Source organism: Neisseria sp. P0019.S003, assembly GCF_051957115.1.
Taxonomy (GTDB): domain Bacteria; phylum Pseudomonadota; class Gammaproteobacteria; order Burkholderiales; family Neisseriaceae; genus Neisseria; species Neisseria flavescens_D.
On the sequence record NZ_JBQCWT010000004.1, the window covers coordinates 111,831 to 137,431 of the forward strand.

Genomic DNA, 25,601 nt, shown 5'->3' on the forward strand with positions numbered 1-25,601 from the left:
ATACAATACGCAACCATTGTTATTACACACAAAAAATGAATAAACCCTCTCCAATCTTTCCCATTTTTCTTGCTACGATTATCTTCGCCCTCATTGTTTGGTCTGGCATCAATCCCCATGACCGTGCAGTCTGGTACGCCGAAATCATCCCCGTAGCATCCGTATTCTTCCTTCTGGTTGCCACCTACCGCATTTTCCGCTTCAGCAACTTGGCCTACTTATTCATGAGCTTTTGGCTGATTATGCATTCCATCGGTGCATACTATACTTTTGCCGATGTGCCATTTGAATCCATCAACCGCTTTTTTGAACCGATTTTGGGCGAAAACCGCAATCATTACGACCGTATTGCCCATTACATCATCGGCTTCTACGCCTATCCAATGGCTGAGTGGCTGCTGCGCCGCAAGCTGTGTAATCTGCCCCTGGCCTTATTTTTCTCCTTGTTCTTCATTATGAGCGTGGCTGCCGCCTATGAAATCATCGAATGGCAATATGCCGTCATCGACGGCGGAGAGGCCGGACTGGAATTCTTGGGTTCTCAAGGCGATATTTGGGACGCGCAAAAAGACATGCTTGCCGATACTTTGGGCGCGTTAACTTCTCTGTTTATTTTTGTGTTTACCCGACCCGATAACCGCTTGGGTTTCTCTTAAATCTACCCCTTTAAAGCGAAAGGCCGTCTGAAACCAGATTTTCAGACGGCCTTTTTTCATTTTTCTATCACTATTATTGTAAAAATTAATAAATACGATAGTTAAAAACATAAGCCGATTTTGAAACAAAATCCGTCATCAAAATTTTTAAGCACATGAAATATATAAAAAACAACGTCTGTTAAGATTTTGTAAACAATATGTCCACGTCAACATGAATTTTTCGATTTGATTTAAGTCAGCATATCTTGTGTCATTAATCCATAAAATATTCGGAATTCTACAAAATATTGATTAACCCGATAGAGGTTATCATCAAGACGAGGAACACAAAATGCAGAAAATTCCAGAATTGGTCTGCCCCTCCGGCAACCTGCCTGCACTGAAAACCGCTGTGGACAACGGTGCGGACACGGTTTACATGGGTTTGAAAGATGCGACCAATGCACGAAACTTTCCGGGACTGAATTTCGATATGAAATCTGCGCGGGAAGGCGTAGCTTACGCCCATGCGCGCGGACGCAATGTACTGATGGCCATCAATACATTCGCACAAGCCGGCCAAGTGGAGCGTTGGCACGCTGCTGTGGATACGGCGGCGGATTTGGGTGCCGATGCGATTATTGTTGCCGACCCCGCCATCATGGCGTATGCGGCAGACAAACATCCGAATTTACGCCTGCATATGTCAGTACAAGGTTCGGCCACCAATTACGAAGCCATCAATATGATGAAAGAGCTGTTCGGCATCCGTCGTGCCGTTTTGCCGCGCGTGCTGACCATCGATCAGGTCAAACATGTAATTGACAATACTGATGTGGAAATTGAAGTCTTTGGCTTCGGCAGTTTGTGTGTGATGGTGGAAGGCCGTTGCATCTTGTCGAGCTATGCAACAGGCGAATCGCCCAATATGCAAGGTGTCTGCTCTCCGGCAAAATCCGTCCGCTGGGAACAACTGCCCGACCGCATGAACGTACGTCTAAACCAGGTATTGATAGACCAATACAAACCCAATGAACCGGCAGGTTATCCAACCTTGTGCAAAGGCCGCTTTGAAGTCAATGATGAAACCTACTATGCTTTGGAAGAACCGACTAGCCTGAATGTTTTGGAAATGTTGCCCGAACTCATCAAAATCGGTGTGTCCGCCATCAAAATCGAGGGACGCCAACGCAGTCCGATGTATACGGCGCAAGTAACCAAATCCCTGCGCCAAGCACTGGATGCAGCCGCAGCCGACCCATCGCATTTCAAAGTCAATCCGTCCTGGAACAATGCCTTGAGCAAAGTTTCGGAAGGTCATCAGACAACTTTGGGCGCATACAACCGCCCATGGAAATAAGGGGAAGAAAATGAATTCATTGAAATTGTCGCTGGGTCCTATTTTATTTTTCTGGCAAAAAGAAGCCCTGCTGGAATTTTACGTTTCCATGCTGGATACGCCGTTGGACACGGTCTATTTGGGCGAAGTAGTCTGCTCACGCCGTCAGAAAATGCGCTTTGCCGACTGGTTCGGACTGGCTGAAGACTTGGCGGAAAGCGGTAAGGAGATTATTCTTTCTTCACAAGTCCTGCTCGAAAGCGAATCCGATCTGAAACGCCTGCGCAAAATCACGGAGCAGGGAAAGTTTAAAGTTGAAGCCAACGACATGGGTGCGGTCAAATTGGCACGCGAACATGGCATTCCTTTTGTTGCCGGTGCAAGCCTGAATATCTACAACGAAACCACTTTGGACGTATTCCGAAAATTAGGGGCATTCCGCTGGATTGCACCGTCCGAGCTGAGCCGTGATAAGGTTGCCGAAATCATCAAGGCTTCAGACGGCATTGAAACCGAACTCTTCGCTTGGGGTAAAATGCCGCTCGCCTATTCATCACGTTGCTTTACCGCCCGCCATTACAATCTGAATAAAGACAGTTGCGAGTTCCGCTGCCTCGACCACGAGCACGGTATGGCCATGAATACGCGAGAAGGCCAGCCGTTTCTCACCATCAACGGCATCCAAACCATGTCTTACGGCTGCCAAAACCTACTGCCCCACCATGAAGACTTGAATAAAATTGGCGTGAATATGCTCAGACTGTCGCCACAAATGCACGGCATGTCTGAAATTATCCAAATTCACCGCGATGTATTGGACGGAAAAGCCACATGGGAAGATGTCCGCCCCGAGTTGGAACGACTGACTACCGGAACACTGGTTGACGGCTATTGGCGCGGTCAGCCCGGTATTGAAACCGTGAGGGAGGCATATTATGGCGCTGCCTGAAATCATATTACCCAAATGGATGGCAAAAATCGGTACCAAACTTCCCGGCAAACCTCCACGCTTTGTTTTGGTCTCCGTATTGAATACCATGCTGAAAAAAGGTTTACTGCCTGCCGATATGGAACTTTTTGCCGGAAGAAAATTCGAAATCGAAGTTTTGGATGCCGGTATCAAAGTGCGGTTTAGTGCCGATACGGAAAAATTCCTGGACGACAACTTCAGCGGCGCCCCCGATCTGAGACTGGCGGCCAACGGTATAGACTTCATGCGCATGATGATGCGCGAGGAAGATCCCGATACCTTATTTTTCAACCGTAAATTGCAAATCGAAGGTGATACGGAACTGGGGTTAATTACCAAAAACTTACTCGACAGCGTCGAGTGGCCTTTCAGCGAATGGTTCCTGAAACGCAGTACGTCCACTTTGGATTGATTAATTTTGGTTGAACCAAGAACAAAGGCCGTCTGAATGTTTCAGACGGCCTTATATATTTCACCTCTTTGATATGTCTTCTCTTATTGGTTTTATCAAATATAAAAAAGCGTACCTTGTTAGGTACGCTTTTTTTCAATCCGACTCAAAATTAGAATTTTGCACCGGACTCATTTGCCATAAAGTCTACAGCCGCTTTAACCTCATCGTCACTCAAGCTGCTGTTGCCGCCTTTGGCAGGCATTGAATTAAAACCCTCAAGCGCGTGTTTGTGCAAAGTATCTTTACCTTGCTTAATTCGAGGAGCCCAGTCGTCTTTTTTACCGACAGCAGGTGCACCCGGAATCATACCGCCATGACATGTTTTACAGTTGGCTTCAAAAACAGCTTTGCCGTCTACCTTAACCGGAGCCGCTTCTGCTTTTTCAGCAGGTTTGGCTTCAGCAGCCGGAGCAGCTTTATCGGCAGCAGGAGCTGAAGCAGCCGCCGGAGCAGAAGCATCGGCAGGTTGAGCTGCCGGAGCAGGCTCGGCTTTTTTAGCAGGAGTTTTTTTACCGTCTTTGTTGGACAAACCCCAAACATAAGCGGTCATGATGTGCAGCTTGTCTTTGTCGAGAAAGTGACCCCAAGCAGGCATTTGGCTGCTGCGGCCGTTGGTAATGGTTTCGGTAATCGCTTTTTGAGTACCGCCCCACAACCATACATCGTCGGTCAGATTCGGGCCGAGGCCTTGGATACCTTGACCTTTGTCGCCGTGACAAGTAAAACAGTTGGCAGGTGGGCCGCTAAACAGGGCTTTACCGCGCTCTGCACGTTCTTCGTCATATTGACCCTTAGGTTTAGAAAGAGACATAACATACTGTGTTACGTTTTTCACGCCTTCTTCACCCAAAGCAGGACCCCATGCCGGCATGGCGGCAGTACGGCCTTTTTCAATGGTTTCCTGAATTTTTTCAGGTTCGCCACCCCACAACCAATCGTCGTCGGTCAAATTCGGGAAGCCTTTGGAACCTTTGGCATCTGAGCCGTGACATTGGATACAGTAGGTATTGAAAAGGTTTTGTGCAATAGCACGGGCTTCAGGGTCTTTAGCCACTTTCTCAATCGGCATATTGGAAAATTTAGCATACACTTTACCGTATTGCTGATTGGCTTTGGCAACTTCTTCTTCATATTGACCATGGCTGCTCCAGCCCCACAGGCCTTTGTAATCGCCGATACCTGGATACATAATCAGGTAGCCGACGCCAAACAGCCATGTGCAGACATAAAGCCAAAACCACCAACGTGGCAGAGGATTGTTGTACTCCGAAATGCCGTCCCACTCATGACCTGTGGTTTTTACTTCTTCGCCTTTTTTAGGGCGTTTCACAACGTTTTGCGAAAGCAGAAGCCAAGCCAGGCCGATGAAGCTGAGCACGACGATAACGGCAATATATATACTCCAGAAACTACTGGTGAATTGGGATGTTGTGTTCATTATTTTGCTCCGTGATCACGGACTGACTGAGCTTGATCGTCCTTTTCAGACGGCCTTTGTTCGTCATTATCGAAAATACTGCTGGCAGCATCGTCATAGTTTTTCTTATTGCGTCTATTGAACACAATATAGAGGACTAAAATAAAGCTGATAAATACCCAAACAGTAAAGAGCGAGCGAGCCCAGTTAGCGTCCATGATGTTACCTTACGTTTTTCAATGCCAAGCCCAAGCCTTGCAGATAGGCGATAACAGCGTCCAGCTCTGATTTGTTAGCCAGCATTTCAGGTGCTTTGGCAATTTCTTCATCGCTGTAAGGTGTACCCACTTTACGCAGGGCTTTCATATGCGCCACAGTTGCCTCGGCATCGACTTTATTGCGTGCGAGCCATGGGAATGCAGGCATATTGGACTCCGGCACAACGTCGCGCGGGTTCAGCAGGTGGATGCGGTGCCATTCATCGGAATAACGGCCGCCAACACGAGCCAAATCCGGACCGGTACGTTTAGAACCCCATTGGAACGGATGGTCATAAACAGACTCACCGGCAACGGAATAATGACCGTAACGTTCAGTTTCTGCACGGAATGGACGAATCATTTGAGAGTGGCAGTTGTAGCAGCCTTCGCGCACATAAATATCGCGACCGGCCACTTGCAGGGCGTTATATGGTTTCACGCCGGGTGCAGGTTCGGTAACTGCCTTGGTGAAGAACAGCGGAACAGCCTCGATCAGAAGGCCGACGCTGACTACAAGCAGGGTGAATACAATCAGTACACCGACTTTTTCTTCAGCTAATTGTTGTAATTTCATTTTGGTAGCCTATCTTTCTTGTCATTAGTGGTGTTGAGTTTGAGAAACCGCAGGAATCTCAGCATCAACTGCTTTACCACTGATAGCAGTACGGTAAACGTTATATGCCATGATGCACATACCGCTCAGGTACAGAAGACCGCCGGTGAAACGAATCATGTAGTAAGGCATGGTACGTTTTACGGATTCAACGAAGGAATAAGTCAGCGTGCCGTCGTCATTCAAAGAACCCCACATCAGACCTTGCATTACGCCGGCAATCCACATTGCAGCGATATACAGAACCACGCCGATGGTCGCGATCCAGAAATGCGCCTCAACCAATTTGGTGCTGTACATTTCATTTTTGCCGAACAAGCGGGGAATCATATAGTAAACGGAACCGATGGTTACAAAGCCCACCCAGCCCAATGCGCCGGCGTGAACGTGTGCAACAGTCCAGTCGGTGTAGTGGCTCAGAGCGTTAACGGTTTTGATAGACATCATCGGGCCTTCGAAGGTAGACATACCGTAGAAAGACAGAGAAACGATCAAGAATTTCAAAATCGGGTCGGTACGCAGTTTGTCCCATGCGCCGGACAGAGTCATGATACCGTTGATCATACCACCCCAAGAAGGCGCAAACAGGATCAAAGACAATACCATACCCAAAGATTGAGTCCAGTCAGGCAATGCGGTGTAGTGCAAGTGGTGAGAACCTGCCCACATATAAGTGAAAATCAAAGCCCAGAAGTGAACAACGGACAAGCGATAAGAGTAAATAGGACGGCCTGCTTGTTTTGGTACGAAGTAGTACATCATACCCAAGAAGCCGGCTGTCAGGAAAAAGCCCACCGCATTGTGGCCGTACCACCATTGAACCATCGCATCAATCGCACCTGCGTAAACCGGATAAGATTTCATCAAACCGGCAGGGATGCTGATATTATTGACGATGTGCAACAGCGCAACGGCCAAGATAAAGCCGCCGTAGAACCAGTTGGCAACGTAAATATGTTTGATTTTACGTTTAGCAATCGTACCGAAGAATACGATGGCGTAGGCAACCCACACCAGCGTAATCAAAATGTCGATAGGCCATTCCAACTCGGCGTATTCTTTACCTTGGGTGTAACCCATAGGCAAGCTGATGGCCGCAGCTACGATAACGGCCTGCCAACCCCAGAAGGTAAATGCAGGCAACCAACCGCCAAACAGACGGGTATTACATGTACGTTGAACAACGTAGTATGATGTACCGATCAGACCGCAACCACCGAATGCAAAAATAACCGCATTGGTGTGCAGAGGACGCAGGCGGCCGAAGTGGAACCAAGGTCCGATATTGGATAAATCGAGGGCCGGAGCAAAAAGCTGGGCAGCGACGATAACGCCGACCAACATGCCCACAATACCCCAAACTACAGTCATGATGGCGAACTGGCGCACCACTTTGTAGTTATAAGTTTGTGTGTCCATGGAAGTCTCCATAAATTATGGGTATAAAAAATTTTTATCTCACCTCAACCATTACGTTTATGAAAAGCGCAATACGGCTAAGGCTCAAATTTTTCTAAATTTAACATAGACACCACAACATGCCAAGCAAAATTACATTCCATATTGCATAAAAACTTTAGTGAGACACAATATCATTTCTTTTATAATCAATAAATTATTTAAACATATTCAATAAATCGGACACAGCATTTTTTCAAGCCCCCTTTTTCGTACAGTTTTATTGATATAGATTAAGCCTACCCTTTAAAACCCCTTCCTCTTAATAAACTTTAGCAAATTAACCAATAGTCATGATTAATTACAAAATTACCCCCAACTTTCTGTCTCATGAATGGCACATCACCTTATCATTCACTCAAACCAATGATTCTGAAACAGAAATCAGCTTACCCAATTGGGTTCCCGGCAGCTACCTCATCCGTGACTTTGCCCGCCACATCACACACATCAGCGCGCGCTGCAACGGCAAAGCTCAGCCGCTGACACAAACCAGCAAAAACCATTGGCAAACCCCGGCCCTCAGTGGAGCGTGGGAAATTTACTACACTGTTTACGCATTCGACTTATCAGTTCGCGGCTCGTTCCTCAGTACCGAGCGCGGCTTTTTCGACGGCGCATGCCTCTTCTTAAAAGTACACGGACAAGAACAACAACCACACCAAGTCGAATTTCCTACCCTGCCACACACATGGCAGATAGCCACAACCCTGCCCCAAACCTCGGCGATCACTTTTCAGACGGCCTCATACGCCGAGCTTATCGACCACCCGGTTGAAACAGGCATCATCGAATTTCTCGAATTTGAAGCACAAGGCATCCCCCACCGTATTGCATTAAGCGGTATCTACCCCGATTTTGACCGCGCCCGCTTCCTCGCCGATATTCAAAAAATCTGCGAAACCGAGTTAGCGATGTTCCCCTCCCCTGCCCCGTTTACCGAATACCTTTTCTTACTACATCTGGGCGACAACCTCTACGGTGGGCTGGAACACATCAGCAGCACCGCCCTGCTCGCCGACCGCCACAGTCTACCATCTTCCGATATGGGCGAAGCCGACAAAGCCTATACCGAACTGCTCGGCCTCTTCTCCCATGAATACTTCCACGCATGGAACGTCAAATCCATCAAACCGGCCGTCTTCGCACCTTACAATCTCGACCAAGAAAACTACACCGAACAACTTTGGGCATTTGAAGGCATTACTTCCTACTACGACGACCTCTTTCTAGCCCGAAGCAAAACCATCAGTCCCGAAGCCTACCTTACCCTGCTTGCACAAAGCATCACACGCGTACAGCAGACACAAGGCCGTCTGAAACAAACACTTGCCCAATCCAGTTTCAGCGCATGGGACAAGTTCTACAAACAAAACGAAAACAGCCCCAACGCCATCGTCAGCTATTATCAAAAAGGCGCACTGGCCGCACTTTGCCTCGATCTTATCATCCGTGAAAAAAGCCAAGGCAAATACACCCTCGACAGCGTGATGCAGCAACACTATCGTGACTGGTGCGACACCCATCAAGGCATACCCGAAAAACACTGGCAAACCCGTTGCCAAGAAATAACCGGTTTAGATTTAGAAACCTTCTTTCAGACAGCCTTATACAGCACCGAAGACCTTTCACTCGCAGAATGTCTGCAAAGCGTAGGTATCAAACTTGACTTTATCCCCCTTCCTCGCCAACACGGAGGAGCATTTGCAAGCGAACCCCAATCGGTTGCCCCCGCCAACGATTTCGGTGCACGTTTCAAACAAAGCAGCGACCATGCAATCCTGACTCATGTATTTAATGGCGGCAGTGCAGAAAATGCCGGACTCTGCCCGCAAGACAAAATCATCGCCCTAGGCGGCTATGCCTGCAACGACCTTGCAGCGCAGTGGAGCAAACTGCCTATAGGCACGCGCACCACCATCCATTTCTTCCGCCAAGGCCTGTTGCGCGAAACCAGCATCACAGTCCAAGCAGCAGAAGCCAATACCGCCCTGCTGCATATTACTAATCGCCAAAAACTCGAAAACTGGCTTTATAATGACTAAACTTTATTTTTAAACAGCCGCCTCATATACAAGGCATTCTGAAAATATCTCATTGAAAGAACAGTCATGAAAAAACTTCTTATCGGGACACTTGCCCTATTTCTCAGTTTACATGCCACTGCTGAATCTAACACTGTCTCGACAGAAAAACTCCCAATCGAGAAACTGAGCAAAGAAGTTGCTGTCTTCTACAAAAATCCTTCTGACACACGCGCCGTTAACTTGCTGGACGGCCTAGTCAAAGCCGATCTCATGCGCCATACCACCATTGTCTGGGCCAGCCAAGTCCTACAAAAATATCCCCAAGTCAGTACCGCTTGGTGCAACAAAATTCGTACTTACCACGATAATGCACAAACTTTTGCTACCTATACTCTCGCCATGACAGGTACACCTCAAGCCCAAACATGTATTAACAGCCTAACATTAGATGCCGCACTAAAAAATGGAATCGAACAAATCGAAACCTTCCATCCACTTCAAGAACCGATGGTTTCTCCTGCATCACTAGATTTTCTATGGGTAACCTACTATGCAACCGGTAATCCCAAAGCTGTTGAACGCATTCTCGACTACATTATCAAAGCCCAAACAGCAGCCGAACAGCATCCAAATCATGTAGACCTCATGCTTGCTTCTGCCATTTGGTCAACCCGCTCCAATATGGAGCAAGACTCGACGATCGACAATATCGTCCGCAAATATATACAAAACCAATCCAAAGACAATAAAAAACTATTGGAACAAGCCTTATTGAAACCTCAAAAGCAATAACATCCATCATCAAACTTTAGAAAAGGAAAAACTATGCCCATCCGTAAACTGACCGACACCCTCTATATTGCCCCCCAATTGACCGAAGCCGATGTCCAAGAAGCCGTACGCCTCGGCATCCAAACCGTCATCTGCAACCGCCCGGACGGCGAAGAAGAAAACCAACCGGCTTTTGCCGAAGTACAAAACTGGTTTAAAGAGGCCGGCATCAACCAATTCTCACACCAGCCCGTCGTTGCGCCTCAAATCAATGCAGCCGATGTCGCAGCCTTCCAAAATCTGTTGCAACAATCTCCAACTCCTATCCTTGCCTTCTGTCGTACCGGCACACGTTGCTCCCTGCTTTGGGGTTATCATCAAGTGCAACACGGCGCATCTGTAGCCGAAGTAGTTGCCGCAGCCGAACAGGCAGGCGTGAATCTCAGCAACTTTGAAGCCCGCCTGCAAGAAGCCAAAGATAAAGGTCTGGCTTAATACTTAATTTATATAAGTAGCAGCCTTTAAACCAATCAGGCCGTCTGAAACCAATTCTTTCAGACGGCCTAATATCTTTTATTGACGATCAAACCTTATTTTTAATTTATTTCCACTATCCTAAAAATATATTTTCTAAATCAAACTCGAATTGACCTGTATCAATACCCCAACCCTATTTTCATTTATAATGCCTTTCAATGCTTCAGGGCCAAGCCCGAATCCTCCAGTTTTCCTCTATAAGAGCCAGCTCTCTTATTAAATGATTTTTCTTTCCTCTTGATGTGTGTGTGTTTGGGTGTGGCCGAAAGCCACCCCCTTTTTTTTATACCTACCCTCTTTAAGGCCGTCTGAAAACTTTCAGACGGCCTTTCCTTTCCCCTCACAAAAATAGTATAAAATCCCCTTATCGTTCAAACCACAAACTCAAAATACCATGGTCAACAAACTCACTCCCCCTCCAAGCCTGCCCGATCCGCAAGACCTTCGCGCAGTTATCGCCTACAACATGCGCCTCTACCGCGTTAACCACGGCTGGTCGCAAGAAGAACTCGCACGCCAATGCGGACTCGACCGCACCTACGTTTCCGCCATCGAGCGCAAACGCTGGAACATCGCCCTTTCCAACATCGAAAAAATCGCATCTGCACTCAAAATCGCCCCTTACAAACTTCTCCTTCCACCACAAGAAATGCTCCGCCAAATGACCGAGCCTGCCGACACCCAAGCCTAATTCAAAACCAGATACCATCATGACCGCCGCCCAACAAGCCATCCAAACCTACCAGCAGCAAAAAGCCGTAGCAGAAACTGCCTACCGCCAAAACAACCGCCCTACCGCTTACTTCCGCGACCATATCGCCGCGGCCGAAACCCTGCTGCAAACCCTCTGGCAAATCCATTTTCCCGACAGCAACGACATCAGTCTCATTGCTATCGGCGGCTTCGGACGTTGCGAACTCTATCCCCATTCCGACTGGGACTTAGCGATTATTTCCTCGGCCCCATTTTCAGACGGCCTGCAACAACAAACCGCCCAATTTATCCAAACCCTTTGGGACGCACGCCTCAATCCGGCCATCAAAAGCGGCAGCATAGAAGAAATCCTCCAAAGCACCCAAAACGACATTACCGGCGAAACCGCCTTTCTTGAAGCACGCCACCTACAAGGTAATGCCAACCTTACCGCCCAACTTCTAAACAAACTCAACACACGCCGCGACACAGCCGCCTTTATCGAAGCCAAACTCCTCGAAATGGAGCAACGCCATACCAAATCCCAAGGTACGGGCGCACAACTCGAACCCAACATCAAAACCTGCCCCGGCGGCCTGCGCGACATCCACACCCTGATTTGGACAGCCAAAGCACAAGGCATAAACAGCAACCCCACCGCCCTCGTTACCGCCGGCGTCCTCACACGTACCGAAGCCGGCATGCTGGCTCATGGCTACCGCCGCCTCGCTAACATCCGGATTCATCTCCACCTTACCGCCGACCGCCCCGAAGACAGGCTGCTTTTCGACTACCAGTCCCAAGTCGCCGAAAGCTTAGGCTATCCCCAACCCGACATCCGCGGCCGAAGCGAAGCCCTGATGCACACCTTCTACCGAGCCACCAAAGCCATCAAACAACTCAACGGCATCCTCATACCGGTTCTCAAAAACCATCAAACCTCCAGCCGTCCCCAACATATCCACCCCATCGACAGCCACTACAAACGCATCGGACACCAAATCGCCGCCAACGACCTTGCCCTGTTCGAGCAAAATCCCGAACACATCTTCACCATCATCCAAACCATGCAGGAGCAAAACATCACCACCATCGAGCCGCAAACCCTGCGTGCATGGTGGGCGGCCACACGAAAAATCAACACCCGTTTCACCCAAAATCCAGAAAACCGCCGCCGCTTTATCCAATTCTTCAAACACGGTACCGGCCTTACCCAAACCCTCCGTTTTCTCAACCTCTACGGCGTACTTGGCCGCTATCTTTCCGCATGGGAAAAAATCACCGGCCTGCTCCAACACGACCTCTTCCATATTTACCCCGTAGACGACCACATCCTGACCGTCGTCCGCAATATGCGCCGTCTCGCCATCGAAACCCACAGCCACGAAATGCCCGAGGCCAGCGCCATCATGCAGGCCTACCCACGACCACATGTCCTCTACACCGCCGCCCTGCTGCACGACATCGCCAAAGGCCGTGGCGGCGATCACGCCAAAGAAGGCATCAAAGACGCACAACAATTCGCCGCCAACCACTACTACACCGAAGAAGAAAGCCACCTCCTCGCATGGCTGGTTGAAAACCACCTGCTCATGTCCACCGTTGCCCAAAAAGAAGACATCCAAGATCCCCATGTCCTCCAAGCCTTTTGCCGCCGTATTCCCACACGCGAATACCTAGACGCACTCTACCTGCTTACCATTGCCGACATCCGCGGCACCAACCCCAAACTTTGGAACACATGGCGCGCCAGTCTGCTCCAAACCCTCTACCACAGCACCGCCGCCGTTTTAAACAGCAAACACCACGATCCCGAACGCCTCCCCAACCGACGCGAACAAGCCTCGACCGATCAACTCACGCGCGCGGCCGTTCCCCTCAAAAACCAACAAAAGCTCCGCCGCATTCTCGGCAGCGCATACTACGTCCGCCATCAGACACGGGAAATCCTCTGGCACACCGCAAATCTCGCCTACGATACCCAAAGTCCGGCCGTCCGCAGCCGCATCCTTCCCCAAAGCAACAGCCTTCAAGTCATGGTGTTCATGCCCAATGGCGACCGCCTCTTCGCACGCCTCTGCCGCATCTTCAGCAGCCACCGTTTCGACATCCAAGCCGCCCGCGCCTTCATTACCGAGCACGACTACATCCTCGACACCTTTATCTTGCAACTTCCCGACAATCTCCCGCCCGAAGAATATCCCGACCGCCAAAGCGCACTCGAAGCCGAGCTCAACAGCTTCATCCACGGCAATACCACCGTCCAAAAACAAAGCGGCCGCCCACACATCAGCCGCCGCATCCGCCATATCCCCATCCCTCCTACCGTAATCATCACCCCCGAAGAAGATTATCCCGGCTGGCACACCATAGACATCACCGCCGTCAACCGCCCCCACCTCCTCGCCGACATCGCCGAGACCTTCTTCGCACACAACATCAGCCTGCGCTACGCCAAAATCACCACCTTGGATCAGCGCATTGAGGACAGCTTCATCACCTACAGCCCATCCCTGCAAGACCCACAAACCCAAAACACCCTAAAACAAGCATTGATCGAAGTCTTGACCCCATAAAGGCCGTCTGAATATCTTAAAAACATAGGGTGAGCATTTTTTGCTCACCCTAATCACATCCAAATTATAAACATCCTGAATATATCCTTCTAAAACACTCAAGAAATCCAAAGCCTTAAAATTCGAAACCAAAACTTCCTTCTGACATAAAACTACATTCTAAAATCATAACCCAAATGAATACAATTCTAATAACAAATTTTCATTCACCTATTACACCAAACCCTCTTTAAAAATCCTTCCTTCCAAATTTTCTCCTTATCCGTATTCAAACAAAATACGCATACAAAATAAAACCTATAAAAAACAAAAAAATAAAATCACAAAATATTAAACTCACCGATTAATCCATAAAAATACCGCCCATCTAAATAAATTAACATATTATTAAACAAAGCTTAATTTCTGACAAAAAACGTCACATAACCAAACTCGCACACATCCCCTGTCACAAAAAACACAAAACTGACAAAAAACGTCAACCCCCTAATTTCCCTAAAATCCTGAAACTTTCAAACAAAACCTCACAAATTTTAAAAATTAAAAAATAATCTCAATAAAAACAACAAACAAAAAATAAAAAATAAATTTTTTAATCAGTTTTGCGTACTTGGCACACCGACTGCTTGAAACAACACGTCCGATAAGGCCCAAGCCTCAAAGCAGCAAGCCCGACGGAAGCTGTATATTCCTTCTTACTTTATGGTTTACTCATAATACATAGTGCCAAGCACATTACGGACTTTTTACTTAAACACAATTATTCACACTTTCAAACTGGAGTTTTAAACAATGAAAGCAATCCAAAAAGGTTTTACCTTGATCGAATTGATGATCGTCATCGCGATTATCGGCATCTTGGCAGTTATCGCCCTGCCTGCATACCAAGACTACACTGCACGTGCCCAAGTTTCTGAAGCTATCTCTTTGATGGAAGGTCAAAAGTCCGCTGTTGTTGAATACTATGCAGATAAAGGTACATGGCCTAAAAATAATACAGAGGCTGGTATCGCAGCACCTACCGATATTAAAGGTAAATACGTTGCTCAAGTTTCTGTAGGCGCAAATGGTGTTCTGACTGCAACAATGAAAAATAAAGACGTTAATAATGACATTAAAGGTAAAACAGTTATGTTATCGCCTGATGTAACTGGTAATGCTGCCTCTTCTAAAGGTTCTTTCACTTGGACCTGTAAGAAAGGTACTGTTGATAGCAAATTCTTGCCTTCTTCTTGCCGTTAATAATTTGTTACCAACAAATTTAAAAGCTTAAAGAGTAAATCCCATAATATGATTATGGGATTTACTTTATAAAATAAAAATAAGAAAACGACATACTCAAAAATGAAAAAACTACGCAAAACCCAAACCGGCTTTAGCCTGATTGAGTTGATGATTGTTATCGGTATTATCGGCATCTTGGCAGTAGCAGCTCTTCCTGCATACCAAAACTATGTTGCCAGAGCACAAGTAGCAGAAGGCATTATGCTTGCTGGCAGTATGAAAAGCTACGTTGAAGAAGCCTATGCGGATAAAGGCAGCTTGCCGCTTGACCTCAATATCAAACAACTCGCATCAGACGACAATAAAGTCGGTAACTATGTAAAGATTGTCCGTATTGAGGATAACGGCACCATTGTTGCCGCCATCGGTAATCAAGCCGCTGTACCTGTGAAGAATACCGAAATCCACCTGACACCAAGTTTTGCACAAACAGGTAGTACTAAAGGTATAACAATTTGGTCTTGCGGTGGCACCATGGATACACACTTCCTTCCAGTATCCTGCAAACAGAGCCTGTAAGCTTATTTCCCAAAATATAAAAATACATTGCGAAGAAAACACCCCAAACAAAGCCAAATACAAACGCGGAAAACGAATCAAAGCAAAAGAACAAAACTCTCCAAAACAAGGTCATTAAGAGCCTGAATCATCACATTACGAAAATAAATGCCGTCTGAAATCATTTTCAGACGGCCTCTTTATATCCAATCCTAATATGACATAAAACTTTAATCTTGATTAGTTTCAGATGGTCTTCATCTTTTCACCACTACATAAAACAAATTCGCAACACTCCTTATAAGACAATTTGTCGCCTATCTGAACTCAATATATAATTTAACCATACAAGTCTTTATTTTTAAGCATTTTTCATTTTTAAAACATACATTGTCTACATTGGGAGAACCATCATGCCTCATCTAAACTTGGATAAAACGGATTTAAAGATTCTGCAGGTTTTGCAGGAAAACGGGCGGTTGAGCAATGTTGAGCTTTCTGAAAAAGTGGCGCTCTCCCCTTCTCCCTGCCTGCGCCGTCTCAAACAGCTTGAAGATGCGGGCATTATTCAAAAATACGCGGCCCAGCTTTCTCCCGTATCTTTGGGCTTGGGCTTGCAGGCTTTTATCCGTGTATCGATTAGCAAAGCAAAAGATGCGCGTGAGGATTTTTCCGAATCTGTCCGCGCTTGGCCTGAAGTATTGAGCTGCTTTGCGTTAACGGGTGAAACCGACTACCTGCTCCATGCCTTTTTTACCGATATGAACGCGTTTTCCCATTTTGTTTTGGACACGCTGCTTTCACACCACGGCGTGCAAGATGCGCAATCGAGTTTTGTGTTGAAAGAAATTAAAAACACGACCGCTCTGCCTTTGGTTCATTTGGTTCAGGATTAATGATTTGAAACTGATAAAGGCCGTCTGTTGTTCAGACGGCCTTTTAAATTCCAATGGTTTGCTTTCACGCCCATACACTTGTATACTTTTTAAGAATAATTCACATAAGCTTTTACTATGACAGACACCACCCATCTCGATACCAATACTGTTTCAGAACATACCAAACAATGGCTGGAAAAAGCCGTTATCGGGCTGAATCTTTGCCCGTTTGCCAAAGCGCCGCACGTTAAAAACCTGGTTCGCATCGTTGTCAGCGAAGCCCGTCATTTGGACGGTTTTCTTGAAGACTTGGATCGTGAATTGCAGCTTCTGGGCAATACACCCGCTTCGGAATTGGAAACCACTTTACTGGTTCATCCGACGCTGTTCCCTGATTTTGAAACCTTCAACCAAATGCTGGAAATTGCCGACGATGCCGTTGTAGAAAACAAATTGGAAGGGATTATCCAAATTGCGCCGTTCCATCCCGATTTTCAATTTGAAGGCACTGAAGCCGACGACATCAGTAACTACACCAATCGCTCTCCCTATCCGACTTTGCACTTGATTCGTGAAGACAGTATTGCCAAAGCGGCTGAAGCATTTCCCGATGCCTCGGCAATTTTCGACCGCAATATCTCGCTGCTGGAAAAAATGGGGCACGATGGCTGGGATAAGTTGGACATTCCGCGTTGTCCATTTCCACATCACAAGCCGTCTGAAAACAAATAATTGGTGATGGGAAGATGGTTCGCTATTTGTTGATTTTTTGCGGCGCATTGTCGCTCGTCTTGGGCATTATCGGCATTTTCCTGCCATTACTGCCGACTACGCCTTTCATTTTATTGACCGCCGCCTGCTGGGCAAAGGCTTCGCCGCACTTTCACAATTGGCTCTATCATCACCGCTATTTCGGCCCGATCATACAAAACTGGGAAAACAACGGCGCCGTGCCGCGCAAGGCAAAGTTCTTCGCTATCGGCATGATGGCCCTTTCTTGCCTGTTTATGTTTTGGCAATTTCCGGAACGCTGGTGGATTGGTGCCGTATCATCAGTCTTCTGTAGTTGCGTGGCAGTGTGGATGTGGTTACGGCCGGAGGCATAAAATAAAACAGGTGGGCATTTTCGCTTACCTGTTTTTTATTTTCACACCCAATTTATCCATTAAAACAATCAGTAAGAACTAAAACACCCTATTTCATCCTCATTTTTCAGACGGCCTCCATTTATTCAATCAAATGTAAATTTTAGCTAAAATTAATTCAAAGTATTTTTTCGATAGCATTATTTTCAATATTTCAAACTCCTGTTTCAAAACCATTTTTTTACTACTTTCGACTACTTCCCTCCCTTTTATTTCTTTATTTGTATCAACATTTCTTTTGATTCCAACACCCTAAACCGTCCCTTAACACTTGCTTTGCGTTATACTTTCCCCTGACACAACCGCGCAGTTCGTCTGGATATTTTCAGACGGCCTGAATATTTCACCGCCGTGCTTTCTCAATGAAGTTCCTAACGGCGCAACAGAATAAAAAGGAAATACTATGCGCTCTCTCTCATTTTTACTGCTTCTTGCCGCCTTTCCTGCTGCGGCATCCGATTTTGACGGCTCATCCGCAAGCCTGCTTTGGGGTCTGCCGTTTGCACTGATTCTCTTGTCTATTGCACTCGGACCTCTGTTTTTCTCCCATATTTGGCACCACCACTTCGGCAAAATTACAGCGTTTTGGACGCTGCTGTTTTTAACGCCGTTTATCATCACCTTTGGTTTCGGTGCCGGCGTACATACCGTTGCCCATGCGTTGGTTGAAGAATATATCCCCTTTATCCTGCTGCTTTTAGCGCTCTATACCATTTCAGGCGGTATTTTTGTCAGCGGCGATTTGCACGGCTCGCCTAAATTGAATACAACCCTGTTGGCAGTCGGCACGGCTTTGTCGTCCATCATGGGGACGACAGGCGCGGCGATGTTGATGATTCGTCCGCTTTTGAAAGCCAACCATAAACGCCACTACCGCGTTCACATCGTGATTTTCTTCATTTTCTTGGTGGCAAATATCGGCGGCGGTCTGACTCCTTTAGGCGATCCTCCTCTGTTCTTAGGATTCCTGAAAGGCGTAGATTTCATGTGGACGGTCAAACACATGCTGATGCCTGTATTGATCAGTTCTGTGATTTTGCTGGCCGTTTTCTACATCATCGACAGCCGACACTTCAACCGTGAACAAAGCGAGCACCTTGCTCCCGCTCCTTCCGATAAAGAAGAAAAAATCAAAATTTACGGCAAATGGAATTTCCTGTTACTGGCCGGCGTAGTCGGTGCGGTTTTGCTGTCCGGTTTGTGGAAACCAAATCATCCGGGCTTTGAAATCTTGGGCAGCCATTACGCTTTGCAAAACCTGATGCGCGATGGCATTTTGCTGGCTTTGACAGCCATATCTTGGATTATTACGCCCAAACAGGTACGCGCAGGCAATGAGTTCAACTTCGAGCCGATTGCCGAAGTGGGCAAACTGTTTTTGGGTATTTTCATTACCATTTCACCTGTTTTGGCAATTTTGAAAGCCGGTGAAACAGGCGCATTGGCTTCCGTTGTTTCTTTGGTTCACGACGCGGCAGGCAATCCGATTAATGTGATGTATTTCTGGATGAGCGGCATTTTGTCGGCATTCTTGGATAACGCGCCGACTTATTTGGTGTTCTTCAATATGGCCGGTGGCGATGCCCAAGCCTTGATGACAGGCCACCTGTTCCATTCACTGCTGGCAGTATCCATGGGTTCCGTATTTATGGGCGCGCTCACTTATATCGGTAATGCGCCGAACTTCATGGTCAAAGCCATTGCCGAACAACGCGGCGTACCGATGCCTTCCTTCTTCGGCTATATGGCATGGTCGGTGATTGTATTGGTACCGCTGTTTGCCCTGCATACGATGATTTTCTTCGTTTGGCAGCTCTTTTAAACTTAGAGGCCGTCTGAAATTCAGACGGCCTTTTATTTTCAGCTATATCATCAAACATAGCGTTTAAATATCAATCAGTTAAAAATTATTTCTCTTAACACTCGATTACATATTCCTACTTTTTTCCCACTTTTCCCGTAAAAATAAGCGTAAAACTGACATAAAACAGCCTATACCTGATAAAATCTAAAGCTTTGTTGTTTGCGTTTATTCGTTGTTTTTATAGCAAACCTCTGCTTTTTTCAGACGGCCCATCCTTTGTTTCAAAGCATTACATGCCGTCTGAAAAAACAATCCGACATCCGAATCTCAACCCACCAAAAAGTAACGCATCCTTATGATTAAGATAAAAAAAGGCTTAGACCTGCCTATCGCGGGCAGACCGGAGCAAGTCATTTATGACGGCCCGGCCATTACCGAAGTCGCGTTGCTTGGCGAAGAATATGTCGGCATGCGCCCCTCGATGAAAATCAAGGAAGGCGAAGCCGTCAAAAAAGGCCAAGTGCTGTTTGAAGACAAAAAGAATCCGGGCGTAGTATTTACTGCTCCGGCTTCAGGCAAAATCGCCGCGATTCACCGCGGCGAAAAGCGCGTACTTCAGTCAGTCGTAATTGCCGTTGAAGGCAACGACGAAATCGAGTTCGAACGCTACGCACCTGAAGCGCTGGCAAAATTGAGCAGCGAAGAAGTGCGCCGCAACCTGATTCAATCCGGTTTGTGGACTGCGCTGCGCACCCGTCCGTTCAGCAAAATTCCTGCCGTTGATGCCGAACCGTTCGCCATCTTCGTCAATGCGATGGACACCAATCCGCTGGCTGCCGATCCTACGGTCATCATCAAAGAAGCCGCCGAAGACTTCAAACGCGGCCTGTTGGTATTGAGCCGCCTGACCGAACGTAAAATCCATGTGTGTAAAGCAGCCGGCGCAGACGTGCCGTCTGAAAACGCTGCCAACATCGAAACACATGAATTTGGCGGTCCGCATCCTGCCGGTTTGAGTGGAACGCACATTCATTTCATCGAGCCAGTCGGTGCGAACAAAACCGTTTGGACCGTCAATTATCAAGATGTGATTGCCATTGGCCGTTTGTTTACAACAGGCCGTCTGAACACCGAGCGCGTGATTGCCTTGGGTGGCTCTCAAGTCAACAAACCGCGCCTCTTGCGTACCGTTTTGGGTGCGAAAGTATCGCAAATTACTGCGGGCGAATTGGTTGACGCAGACAACCGCGTGATTTCCGGCTCAGTATTGAACGGCGCGATTGCACAAGGCGCGCACGATTACCTCGGCCGCTACCACAATCAGATTTCGGTTATCGAAGAAGGCCGCAGCAAAGAGCTGTTCGGCTGGGTTGCGCCGCAGCCGGACAAATACTCCATCACGCGCACAACCCTCGGCCATTTCCTGAAAAACAAACTCTTCAAGTTCAACACAGCCGTCAACGGCGGCGACCGCGCCATGGTACCGATCGGCACTTACGAACGCGTGATGCCCTTGGACATCCTGCCTACCCTGCTCTTGCGCGATTTAATCGTCGGCGATACCGACAGCGCTCAGGCACTGGGTTGCTTGGAATTGGACGAAGAAGACCTCGCTTTGTGCAGCTTCGTCTGCCCGGGCAAATACGAATACGGCCCGCTGTTGCGCAAGGTGCTGGAAACCATTGAGAAGGAAGGCTGATTATGGGCTTGAAACATTTTCTTGAAAAAATCGAACCGCACTTCCTGCCGGGCGGCAAACATGAAAAATGGTATGCCCTCTACGAAGCTGCGGCGACGATTTTCTATACATCCGGCGCGGTAACGCGCAAAGCGGCCCACGTCCGCGATGCGCTCGACTCCAAGCGCATGATGATTTTGGTGTGGCTGGCTTTGTTCCCTGCCATGTTCTACGGCATGTACAACGTCGGCGCGCAGGCATTCGGTGCGTTAACGCCTGATTTGCTGCAACAAAATATCGCCAACGACTGGCATTACGCCCTTGCCAACGCTTTGGGCATCAATATGTCGTCTGAAGCGGGCGTGTTGGGCAAAATGCTCTTCGGCGCGATTTTCTTCCTGCCGATTTACGCGACTGTATTTGTCGTGGGCGGCTTCTGGGAAGTTTTGTTCGCCACTGTACGCAAACATGAAATCAACGAAGGTTTCTTCGTGACTTCGATTCTGTTTGCTTTGATCGTTCCCCCTACCCTGCCTTTGTGGCAAGCGGCTTTGGGTATTTCTTTCGGCGTTGTGGTTGCGAAAGAAGTATTCGGCGGTACGGGTAAAAACTTCATGAACCCTGCTCTTGCAGGCCGTGCGTTCCTGTTCTTCGCCTACCCTGCCAATATTACCGGCGATACCATTTGGACTGCGGTTGACGGCTATTCCGGTGCTACTGCTTTGGCGCAATGGGCGGCACACGGTGCAGACGGCCTGAAAAACGCTGTAACCGGTCAAAACATTTCTTGGATGGACGCATTTATCGGTAATGTGCCCGGCTCAATCGGTGAAGTATCCACTTTGGCGCTCTTAATCGGCGGCGCATTTATCGTGTTCACCCGCATTGCCTCTTGGCGCATTATTGCCGGCGTGATGATCGGTATGATTGCCATGTCTTCTCTGTTTAACTTCATCGGTTCGGACACCAACGCCATGTTCTCCATGCCTTGGTACTGGCACTTGGTGGTAGGCGGCTTCGCCATCGGTATGCTGTTTATGGCGACCGACCCTGTTTCTGCTTCCTTTACCAATGTTGGCAAATGGTGGTACGGCGCGCTTATCGGTGTGATGTGCGTGTTGATCCGCGTGGTCAACCCTGCTTACCCCGAAGGCATGATGTTGGCGATTCTGTTTGCCAACCTGTTTGCCCCGATTTTCGACTATTTCGTCGCACAAGCGAACATCAAACGCAGAAAGGCGCGCAGCAATGGCTAAGAAATTCGATAAAGACAGCTTCAGCGGCACGCTGATTGTGGTATTGGTTGTCAGCCTGATTTGTTCCATCATCGTTGCCGGTGCGGTCGTCGGCTTGAAACCCATCCAAGAGAAACAAAAACTCCAAGACAAACAAGGCTATATCTTGAGCGTAGCCGGTTTGATGGATAAAAACACCGACATCAGCAAAACCTTTGCCGAGCGTATCGAGCAACGCGTTGTCGATTTGGCAACCGGCGAATACGTCGCTGATGCGCCTAAAGACTTCAGCGCACGCGTTGCCAGCAAAGACCCTGCCCAAAGCATCCAAATCAAACCCGAAGACGATTTGGCCGGCATCAAAAGCCGTGCCAAATACACCGAGGTTTATCTGGTAAAAGGCGATGACGGCAAAGTCAGCCAAATCATCCTGCCTATGCACGGTAACGGTTTGTGGTCTGTTATGTACGGTTTTGTCGCCATCCAACCCGACGGCAACACCATCAACGGCATCACCTACTACGACCAAGGCGAAACCCCGGGCTTGGGCGGCGAAATCGGCAATCCGTTGTGGCAACAAAAATTCGTCGGCAAAAAACTGTTTGACGAACAAGGCAAACTCGCCCTGCATGTTGGCAAAGGCGCAAGTTCGGACAAAGAACACGGCGTAGATGCCCTCTCCGGCGCATCGCTGACATCTAAAGGCGTGCAAGGTTCGTTCGCCTACTGGTTCGGCGAAAACGGCTATATCCCCTACCTGAACAAATTGAAATCAGCAGGAGCACAATAATGGCTGACATGAAACGCTTGAAATATTTGATGTTTTCACCCTTTATCGACAACAACCCGATTGCCTTGCAGGTTTTGGGTATTTGTTCGGCTTTGGCGGTTACCACCAAGCTTCAGACGGCCATCGTAATGGGTATTTCCGTAGCTTTGGTAACCGGTTTTTCCAGCTTCTTCATTTCTTTGGTACGCAACTACATCCCCAACAGCATCCGTATTATTGTGCAAATGGCGATTGTTGCTTCCTTGGTAACGCTGGTTGACCAACTGCTCCAAGCCTTTGCCTATGAACTGTCCAAACAGCTCTCCGTATTCGTCGGCCTGATTATTACCAACTGTATCGTAATGGGCCGCGCCGAAGCATTCGCCATGAAAGAGCCTCCTTTGGAGAGCTTGGTTGACGGTATCGGCAACGGCGCAGGTTACGGCATGATGTTGATCATCATCGCAACCATCCGCGAACTGATCGGCTCAGGCAAGCTCTTTGGCTACACCATTTTCCAAACTGTACAAGATGGCGGCTGGTATCAAACCAACGGCTTGTTCCTGCTCGCCCCTAGCGCGTTCTTCATCATCGGCTTCTTGGTATGGGGTCTGCGCACTTGGAAACCTGAACAGGCGGAGAAATAACACATGGAACATTACTTAAGCCTCTTTGTAAAATCCGTCTTTCTGGAAAACATGGCACTTTCCTTCTTCTTGGGGATGTGTACATTTTTGGCGGTATCTAAAAAAGTATCCACTGCATTCGGTTTGGGCGTTGCCGTAACTTTCGTACTCGGCCTGTCCGTCCCAGCCAACCAACTTGTTTACTCGCTGTTGAAAGATGGCGCGCTGGTTGAAGGCGTGGACCTGACCTTCCTGAAATTCATCACCTTCATCGGCGTGATTGCCGCTTTGGTGCAGATTTTGGAAATGTTCTTGGACAAATTCGTCCCTGCCCTCTACAACGCATTGGGTATCTACTTGCCTCTGATTACCGTAAACTGCGCGATTTTCGGTGCCGTATCGTTTATGGCGCAACGCGAATACAACTTCGGCGAGTCCGTTGTATACGGTTTCGGTGCAGGTCTGGGCTGGCTTTTGGCTATTGTCGCTTTGGCGGGCATTACCGAAAAAATGAAATATTCGGATGTCCCTAAAGGCCTCAAAGGCTTGGGCATTACCTTTATCGCCGCTGGCCTGATGGCAATGGCGTTTATGTCGTTCTCCGGCATCCAGTTATAAGAAAGGAATCGGCATGGAGATTATTTTAGGTATCGTGATGTTTACCCTCATCGTCTTGGTGTTGGCACTGATGATTCTGTTTGCCAAATCCAAGTTGGTGAGCGAAGGCGACATCACCATCAAAGTCAATAACGAAAAAGAGCTGACGATGCCTGCCGGCGGCAAACTGCTGGGTGCGCTTGCCAGCCAAGGCATCTTCGTTCCTTCCGCCTGTGGTGGCGGCGGCTCATGCGGTCAGTGCCGCGTTGTCGTGAAAAGCGGCGGCGGCGACATTCTGCCGACTGAGTTGTCCCACATCAGCAAACGCGAAGCGCGCGAAGGCTGCCGTCTGTCTTGTCAGGTCAACGTTAAAACCGACATGGATATCGAAGTACCGGAAGAAGTGTTCGGCGTGAAAAAATGGGAATGTACCGTCATCTCCAATGACAACAAAGCAACGTTCATTAAAGAACTCAAGCTTGCCATTCCCGAAGGCGAAGAAGTTCCTTTCCGCGCAGGCGGCTACATCCAAATTGAAGCCCCTCCTCATACTGTCGCCTACAAAGACTTCGACATTCCTAAGGAATACCACGAAGACTGGGACAAATACAATCTGTGGCAATATGTTTCGAAAGTGGATGAGCCGATTTTGCGCGCATACTCCATGGCTTCATATCCAGAAGAAAAAGGCATCATCATGCTGAACGTGCGTATCGCCACGCCGCCTCCGCGCGTACCCGATGCGCCTCCAGGACAAATGTCGTCCTACATCTGGTCGCTCAAACCCGGCGATAAAGTAACGATTTCCGGTCCGTTCGGTGAGTTCTTTGCCAAAGATACCGATGCCGAAATGGTATTCATCGGCGGTGGTGCAGGTATGGCGCCGATGCGTTCCCACATTTTCGACCAGCTGAAACGTTTGAACTCCAAACGTAAGATTACCTTCTGGTATGGTGCACGTTCTAAACGCGAGATGTTCTATGTCGAAGACTTCGACCAACTCGCAGCAGAATTCCCGAACTTCACATGGCACGTCGCCCTGTCCGACCCATTGCCAGAAGACAACTGGGACGGTTACACAGGCTTCATTCACAACGTGGTTTACGAAAATCACCTGAAAAACCATGAAGCACCTGAAGACTGCGAATTCTATATGTGTGGCCCTCCGATCATGAACCAGTCCGTGATCAAAATGCTCAAAGACTTGGGCGTGGAAGACGAAAACATCCTTTTGGACGATTTCGGCGGCTAACAGACAAAAAGGAAGAAACTTCGGTTTCTTCCTTTTTTATTGCCAGGCCGTCTGAAAACCATACTTTCAGACGGCCTGAACC

General features: G+C 48.0%; 25 protein-coding genes. 21 read left to right on the forward strand and 4 right to left on the reverse strand.

The window, feature by feature from the left end; genetic code table 11:
• Positions 1-35: 35 nt before the first annotated feature.
• From ACTHTS_RS07825 to ubiT, 4 genes are all read left to right on the forward strand, one after another.
• Positions 36-656: a DUF2238 domain-containing protein gene (locus ACTHTS_RS07825; RefSeq protein ID WP_440362219.1), complete on the forward strand. Its 621-nt coding sequence runs from the start codon at positions 36-38 to the stop codon at positions 654-656.
• A gap of 334 nt (positions 657-990) precedes the next feature.
• A complete protein-coding gene (gene ubiU / locus ACTHTS_RS07830; protein WP_440369718.1) occupies positions 991-1,998 on the forward strand; it encodes a ubiquinone anaerobic biosynthesis protein UbiU in 1,008 nt (335 codons plus the stop codon).
• A gap of 10 nt (positions 1,999-2,008) precedes the next feature.
• Entirely contained in the window at positions 2,009-2,926 is a 918-nt protein-coding gene (locus ACTHTS_RS07835) for a U32 family peptidase (RefSeq protein ID WP_440369719.1), read from the forward strand.
• Positions 2,913-3,359, forward strand: coding sequence for a ubiquinone anaerobic biosynthesis accessory factor UbiT (gene ubiT / locus ACTHTS_RS07840; protein WP_049323906.1), 447 nt, complete (start codon positions 2,913-2,915; stop codon positions 3,357-3,359). The genes ACTHTS_RS07835 and ubiT overlap by 14 nt, the downstream gene beginning before the upstream one ends.
• A 151-nt stretch (positions 3,360-3,510) precedes the next feature.
• On the opposite strand, the gene ccoP is transcribed toward ubiT, so the two are convergent.
• Genes ccoP through ccoN form a run of 4 tightly spaced genes read right to left on the reverse strand, consistent with a single transcriptional unit; the run spans position 3,511 to position 7,110 of the window.
• A complete protein-coding gene (gene ccoP, locus ACTHTS_RS07845) occupies positions 3,511-4,839 on the reverse strand; it encodes a cytochrome-c oxidase, cbb3-type subunit III (RefSeq protein ID WP_440369720.1) in 1,329 nt (442 codons plus the stop codon).
• Positions 4,839-5,036 carry a cbb3-type cytochrome oxidase subunit 3 gene (locus ACTHTS_RS07850; protein ID WP_003748776.1) on the reverse strand — a complete coding sequence of 66 codons (198 nt, stop codon included), beginning with the start codon at positions 5,034-5,036 and terminating at the stop codon, positions 4,839-4,841. Before ACTHTS_RS07850 ends, ccoP begins: the two co-directional genes overlap by 1 nt.
• A gap of 4 nt (positions 5,037-5,040) precedes the next feature.
• Positions 5,041-5,652 (reverse strand): cytochrome-c oxidase, cbb3-type subunit II, encoded by a 612-nt coding sequence (gene ccoO, locus ACTHTS_RS07855; RefSeq protein WP_003748778.1) that lies wholly within the window; start codon positions 5,650-5,652, stop codon positions 5,041-5,043.
• A 24-nt stretch (positions 5,653-5,676) separates the two neighbouring features.
• Positions 5,677-7,110, reverse strand: coding sequence for a cytochrome-c oxidase, cbb3-type subunit I (gene ccoN / locus ACTHTS_RS07860; protein WP_003748780.1), 1,434 nt, complete (start codon positions 7,108-7,110; stop codon positions 5,677-5,679).
• 332 nt (positions 7,111-7,442) lie between these two features.
• Here ccoN and ACTHTS_RS07865 point away from each other — a divergent pair, with 332 nt between their 5' ends.
• The 17 genes from ACTHTS_RS07865 (at position 7,443) to nqrF (ending at position 25,519) form a co-directional block, all read left to right on the forward strand.
• Positions 7,443-9,194, forward strand: a complete 1,752-nt coding sequence (locus tag ACTHTS_RS07865; protein WP_440369721.1) for a M61 family metallopeptidase — start codon at positions 7,443-7,445, stop codon at positions 9,192-9,194.
• A gap of 66 nt (positions 9,195-9,260) precedes the next feature.
• Positions 9,261-9,968, forward strand: coding sequence for a hypothetical protein (locus ACTHTS_RS07870; protein WP_440369722.1), 708 nt, complete (start codon positions 9,261-9,263; stop codon positions 9,966-9,968).
• A gap of 33 nt (positions 9,969-10,001) precedes the next feature.
• The gene (locus tag ACTHTS_RS07875; RefSeq protein ID WP_107848909.1) at positions 10,002-10,442 is read left to right on the forward strand and encodes a TIGR01244 family sulfur transferase; all 441 of its coding nucleotides are present in this window, start codon (positions 10,002-10,004) and stop codon (positions 10,440-10,442) included.
• Between the two features lie 436 nt (positions 10,443-10,878).
• Complete coding sequence (locus ACTHTS_RS07880; RefSeq protein WP_036493031.1) at positions 10,879-11,175, forward strand: helix-turn-helix domain-containing protein; 297 nt, start codon at positions 10,879-10,881, stop codon at positions 11,173-11,175.
• A 19-nt stretch (positions 11,176-11,194) separates the two neighbouring features.
• The gene (gene glnD / locus ACTHTS_RS07885) at positions 11,195-13,753 is read left to right on the forward strand and encodes a [protein-PII] uridylyltransferase (RefSeq protein WP_440369723.1); all 2,559 of its coding nucleotides are present in this window, start codon (positions 11,195-11,197) and stop codon (positions 13,751-13,753) included.
• A 792-nt stretch (positions 13,754-14,545) separates the two neighbouring features.
• The gene (locus ACTHTS_RS07890; protein WP_070824326.1) at positions 14,546-14,995 is read left to right on the forward strand and encodes a pilin; all 450 of its coding nucleotides are present in this window, start codon (positions 14,546-14,548) and stop codon (positions 14,993-14,995) included.
• A 102-nt stretch (positions 14,996-15,097) separates the two neighbouring features.
• Entirely contained in the window at positions 15,098-15,556 is a 459-nt protein-coding gene (locus ACTHTS_RS07895; RefSeq protein ID WP_070824327.1) for a pilin, read from the forward strand.
• Positions 15,557-15,948: 392 nt separating this feature from the next.
• Positions 15,949-16,431 carry an Lrp/AsnC family transcriptional regulator gene (locus ACTHTS_RS07900; RefSeq protein WP_003684427.1) on the forward strand — a complete coding sequence of 161 codons (483 nt, stop codon included), beginning with the start codon at positions 15,949-15,951 and terminating at the stop codon, positions 16,429-16,431.
• Between the two features lie 117 nt (positions 16,432-16,548).
• Positions 16,549-17,145, forward strand: a complete 597-nt coding sequence (locus tag ACTHTS_RS07905; protein ID WP_440369724.1) for a DUF1415 domain-containing protein — start codon at positions 16,549-16,551, stop codon at positions 17,143-17,145.
• 14 nt (positions 17,146-17,159) lie between these two features.
• A complete protein-coding gene (locus tag ACTHTS_RS07910; RefSeq protein ID WP_440369725.1) occupies positions 17,160-17,519 on the forward strand; it encodes a YbaN family protein in 360 nt (119 codons plus the stop codon).
• 442 nt (positions 17,520-17,961) lie between these two features.
• On the forward strand, positions 17,962-19,380 hold the full coding sequence (locus ACTHTS_RS07915; RefSeq protein ID WP_440369726.1) for a sodium:proton antiporter: 1,419 nt from the start codon (positions 17,962-17,964) through the stop codon (positions 19,378-19,380).
• A gap of 337 nt (positions 19,381-19,717) precedes the next feature.
• Complete coding sequence (locus ACTHTS_RS07920) at positions 19,718-21,061, forward strand: Na(+)-translocating NADH-quinone reductase subunit A (RefSeq protein ID WP_440369727.1); 1,344 nt, start codon at positions 19,718-19,720, stop codon at positions 21,059-21,061.
• A gap of 2 nt (positions 21,062-21,063) precedes the next feature.
• On the forward strand, positions 21,064-22,296 hold the full coding sequence (locus ACTHTS_RS07925; RefSeq protein WP_070606994.1) for an NADH:ubiquinone reductase (Na(+)-transporting) subunit B: 1,233 nt from the start codon (positions 21,064-21,066) through the stop codon (positions 22,294-22,296).
• Positions 22,289-23,065: a Na(+)-translocating NADH-quinone reductase subunit C gene (locus ACTHTS_RS07930; protein ID WP_440367195.1), complete on the forward strand. Its 777-nt coding sequence runs from the start codon at positions 22,289-22,291 to the stop codon at positions 23,063-23,065. Before ACTHTS_RS07925 ends, ACTHTS_RS07930 begins: the two co-directional genes overlap by 8 nt.
• The gene (locus ACTHTS_RS07935; RefSeq protein ID WP_003684313.1) at positions 23,065-23,691 is read left to right on the forward strand and encodes an NADH:ubiquinone reductase (Na(+)-transporting) subunit D; all 627 of its coding nucleotides are present in this window, start codon (positions 23,065-23,067) and stop codon (positions 23,689-23,691) included. Before ACTHTS_RS07930 ends, ACTHTS_RS07935 begins: the two co-directional genes overlap by 1 nt.
• Before the next feature lie 3 nt (positions 23,692-23,694).
• Entirely contained in the window at positions 23,695-24,288 is a 594-nt protein-coding gene (gene nqrE, locus ACTHTS_RS07940; RefSeq protein ID WP_003684365.1) for an NADH:ubiquinone reductase (Na(+)-transporting) subunit E, read from the forward strand.
• A gap of 13 nt (positions 24,289-24,301) precedes the next feature.
• On the forward strand, positions 24,302-25,519 hold the full coding sequence (nqrF, locus tag ACTHTS_RS07945; RefSeq protein WP_004519569.1) for an NADH:ubiquinone reductase (Na(+)-transporting) subunit F: 1,218 nt from the start codon (positions 24,302-24,304) through the stop codon (positions 25,517-25,519).
• The last annotated feature ends 82 nt before the right edge of the window (positions 25,520-25,601 follow it).

Excerpts from the sequence above, each read along its gene's own strand:
- ubiT (WP_049323906.1), top strand. The coding sequence starts at position 2,913 with ATGGCGCTGCCTGAAATCATATTACCCAAATGGATGGCAAAAATCGGT.
- glnD (WP_440369723.1), top strand. The coding sequence starts at position 11,195 with ATGACCGCCGCCCAACAAGCCATCCAAACCTACCAGCAGCAAAAAGCC.
- ACTHTS_RS07850 (WP_003748776.1), bottom strand. The coding sequence starts at position 5,036 with ATGGACGCTAACTGGGCTCGCTCGCTCTTTACTGTTTGGGTATTTATC.
- ACTHTS_RS07825 (WP_440362219.1), top strand. The coding sequence starts at position 36 with ATGAATAAACCCTCTCCAATCTTTCCCATTTTTCTTGCTACGATTATC.
- ACTHTS_RS07895 (WP_070824327.1), top strand. The coding sequence starts at position 15,098 with ATGAAAAAACTACGCAAAACCCAAACCGGCTTTAGCCTGATTGAGTTG.
- ACTHTS_RS07935 (WP_003684313.1), top strand. The coding sequence starts at position 23,065 with ATGGCTGACATGAAACGCTTGAAATATTTGATGTTTTCACCCTTTATC.
- ACTHTS_RS07880 (WP_036493031.1), top strand. The coding sequence starts at position 10,879 with ATGGTCAACAAACTCACTCCCCCTCCAAGCCTGCCCGATCCGCAAGAC.
- ACTHTS_RS07865 (WP_440369721.1), top strand. The coding sequence starts at position 7,443 with ATGATTAATTACAAAATTACCCCCAACTTTCTGTCTCATGAATGGCAC.
- ACTHTS_RS07890 (WP_070824326.1), top strand. The coding sequence starts at position 14,546 with ATGAAAGCAATCCAAAAAGGTTTTACCTTGATCGAATTGATGATCGTC.
- ACTHTS_RS07925 (WP_070606994.1), top strand. The coding sequence starts at position 21,064 with ATGGGCTTGAAACATTTTCTTGAAAAAATCGAACCGCACTTCCTGCCG.
- nqrF (WP_004519569.1), top strand. The coding sequence starts at position 24,302 with ATGGAGATTATTTTAGGTATCGTGATGTTTACCCTCATCGTCTTGGTG.
- ACTHTS_RS07915 (WP_440369726.1), top strand. The coding sequence starts at position 17,962 with ATGCGCTCTCTCTCATTTTTACTGCTTCTTGCCGCCTTTCCTGCTGCG.
- ACTHTS_RS07920 (WP_440369727.1), top strand. The coding sequence starts at position 19,718 with ATGATTAAGATAAAAAAAGGCTTAGACCTGCCTATCGCGGGCAGACCG.
- ACTHTS_RS07835 (WP_440369719.1), top strand. The coding sequence starts at position 2,009 with ATGAATTCATTGAAATTGTCGCTGGGTCCTATTTTATTTTTCTGGCAA.
- ACTHTS_RS07930 (WP_440367195.1), top strand. The coding sequence starts at position 22,289 with ATGGCTAAGAAATTCGATAAAGACAGCTTCAGCGGCACGCTGATTGTG.
- nqrE (WP_003684365.1), top strand. The coding sequence starts at position 23,695 with ATGGAACATTACTTAAGCCTCTTTGTAAAATCCGTCTTTCTGGAAAAC.
- ccoN (WP_003748780.1), bottom strand. The coding sequence starts at position 7,110 with ATGGACACACAAACTTATAACTACAAAGTGGTGCGCCAGTTCGCCATC.
- ACTHTS_RS07900 (WP_003684427.1), top strand. The coding sequence starts at position 15,949 with ATGCCTCATCTAAACTTGGATAAAACGGATTTAAAGATTCTGCAGGTT.
- ubiU (WP_440369718.1), top strand. The coding sequence starts at position 991 with ATGCAGAAAATTCCAGAATTGGTCTGCCCCTCCGGCAACCTGCCTGCA.
- ACTHTS_RS07910 (WP_440369725.1), top strand. The coding sequence starts at position 17,160 with ATGGTTCGCTATTTGTTGATTTTTTGCGGCGCATTGTCGCTCGTCTTG.
- ccoP (WP_440369720.1), bottom strand. The coding sequence starts at position 4,839 with ATGAACACAACATCCCAATTCACCAGTAGTTTCTGGAGTATATATATT.
- ACTHTS_RS07905 (WP_440369724.1), top strand. The coding sequence starts at position 16,549 with ATGACAGACACCACCCATCTCGATACCAATACTGTTTCAGAACATACC.
- ccoO (WP_003748778.1), bottom strand. The coding sequence starts at position 5,652 with ATGAAATTACAACAATTAGCTGAAGAAAAAGTCGGTGTACTGATTGTA.
- ACTHTS_RS07870 (WP_440369722.1), top strand. The coding sequence starts at position 9,261 with ATGAAAAAACTTCTTATCGGGACACTTGCCCTATTTCTCAGTTTACAT.
- ACTHTS_RS07875 (WP_107848909.1), top strand. The coding sequence starts at position 10,002 with ATGCCCATCCGTAAACTGACCGACACCCTCTATATTGCCCCCCAATTG.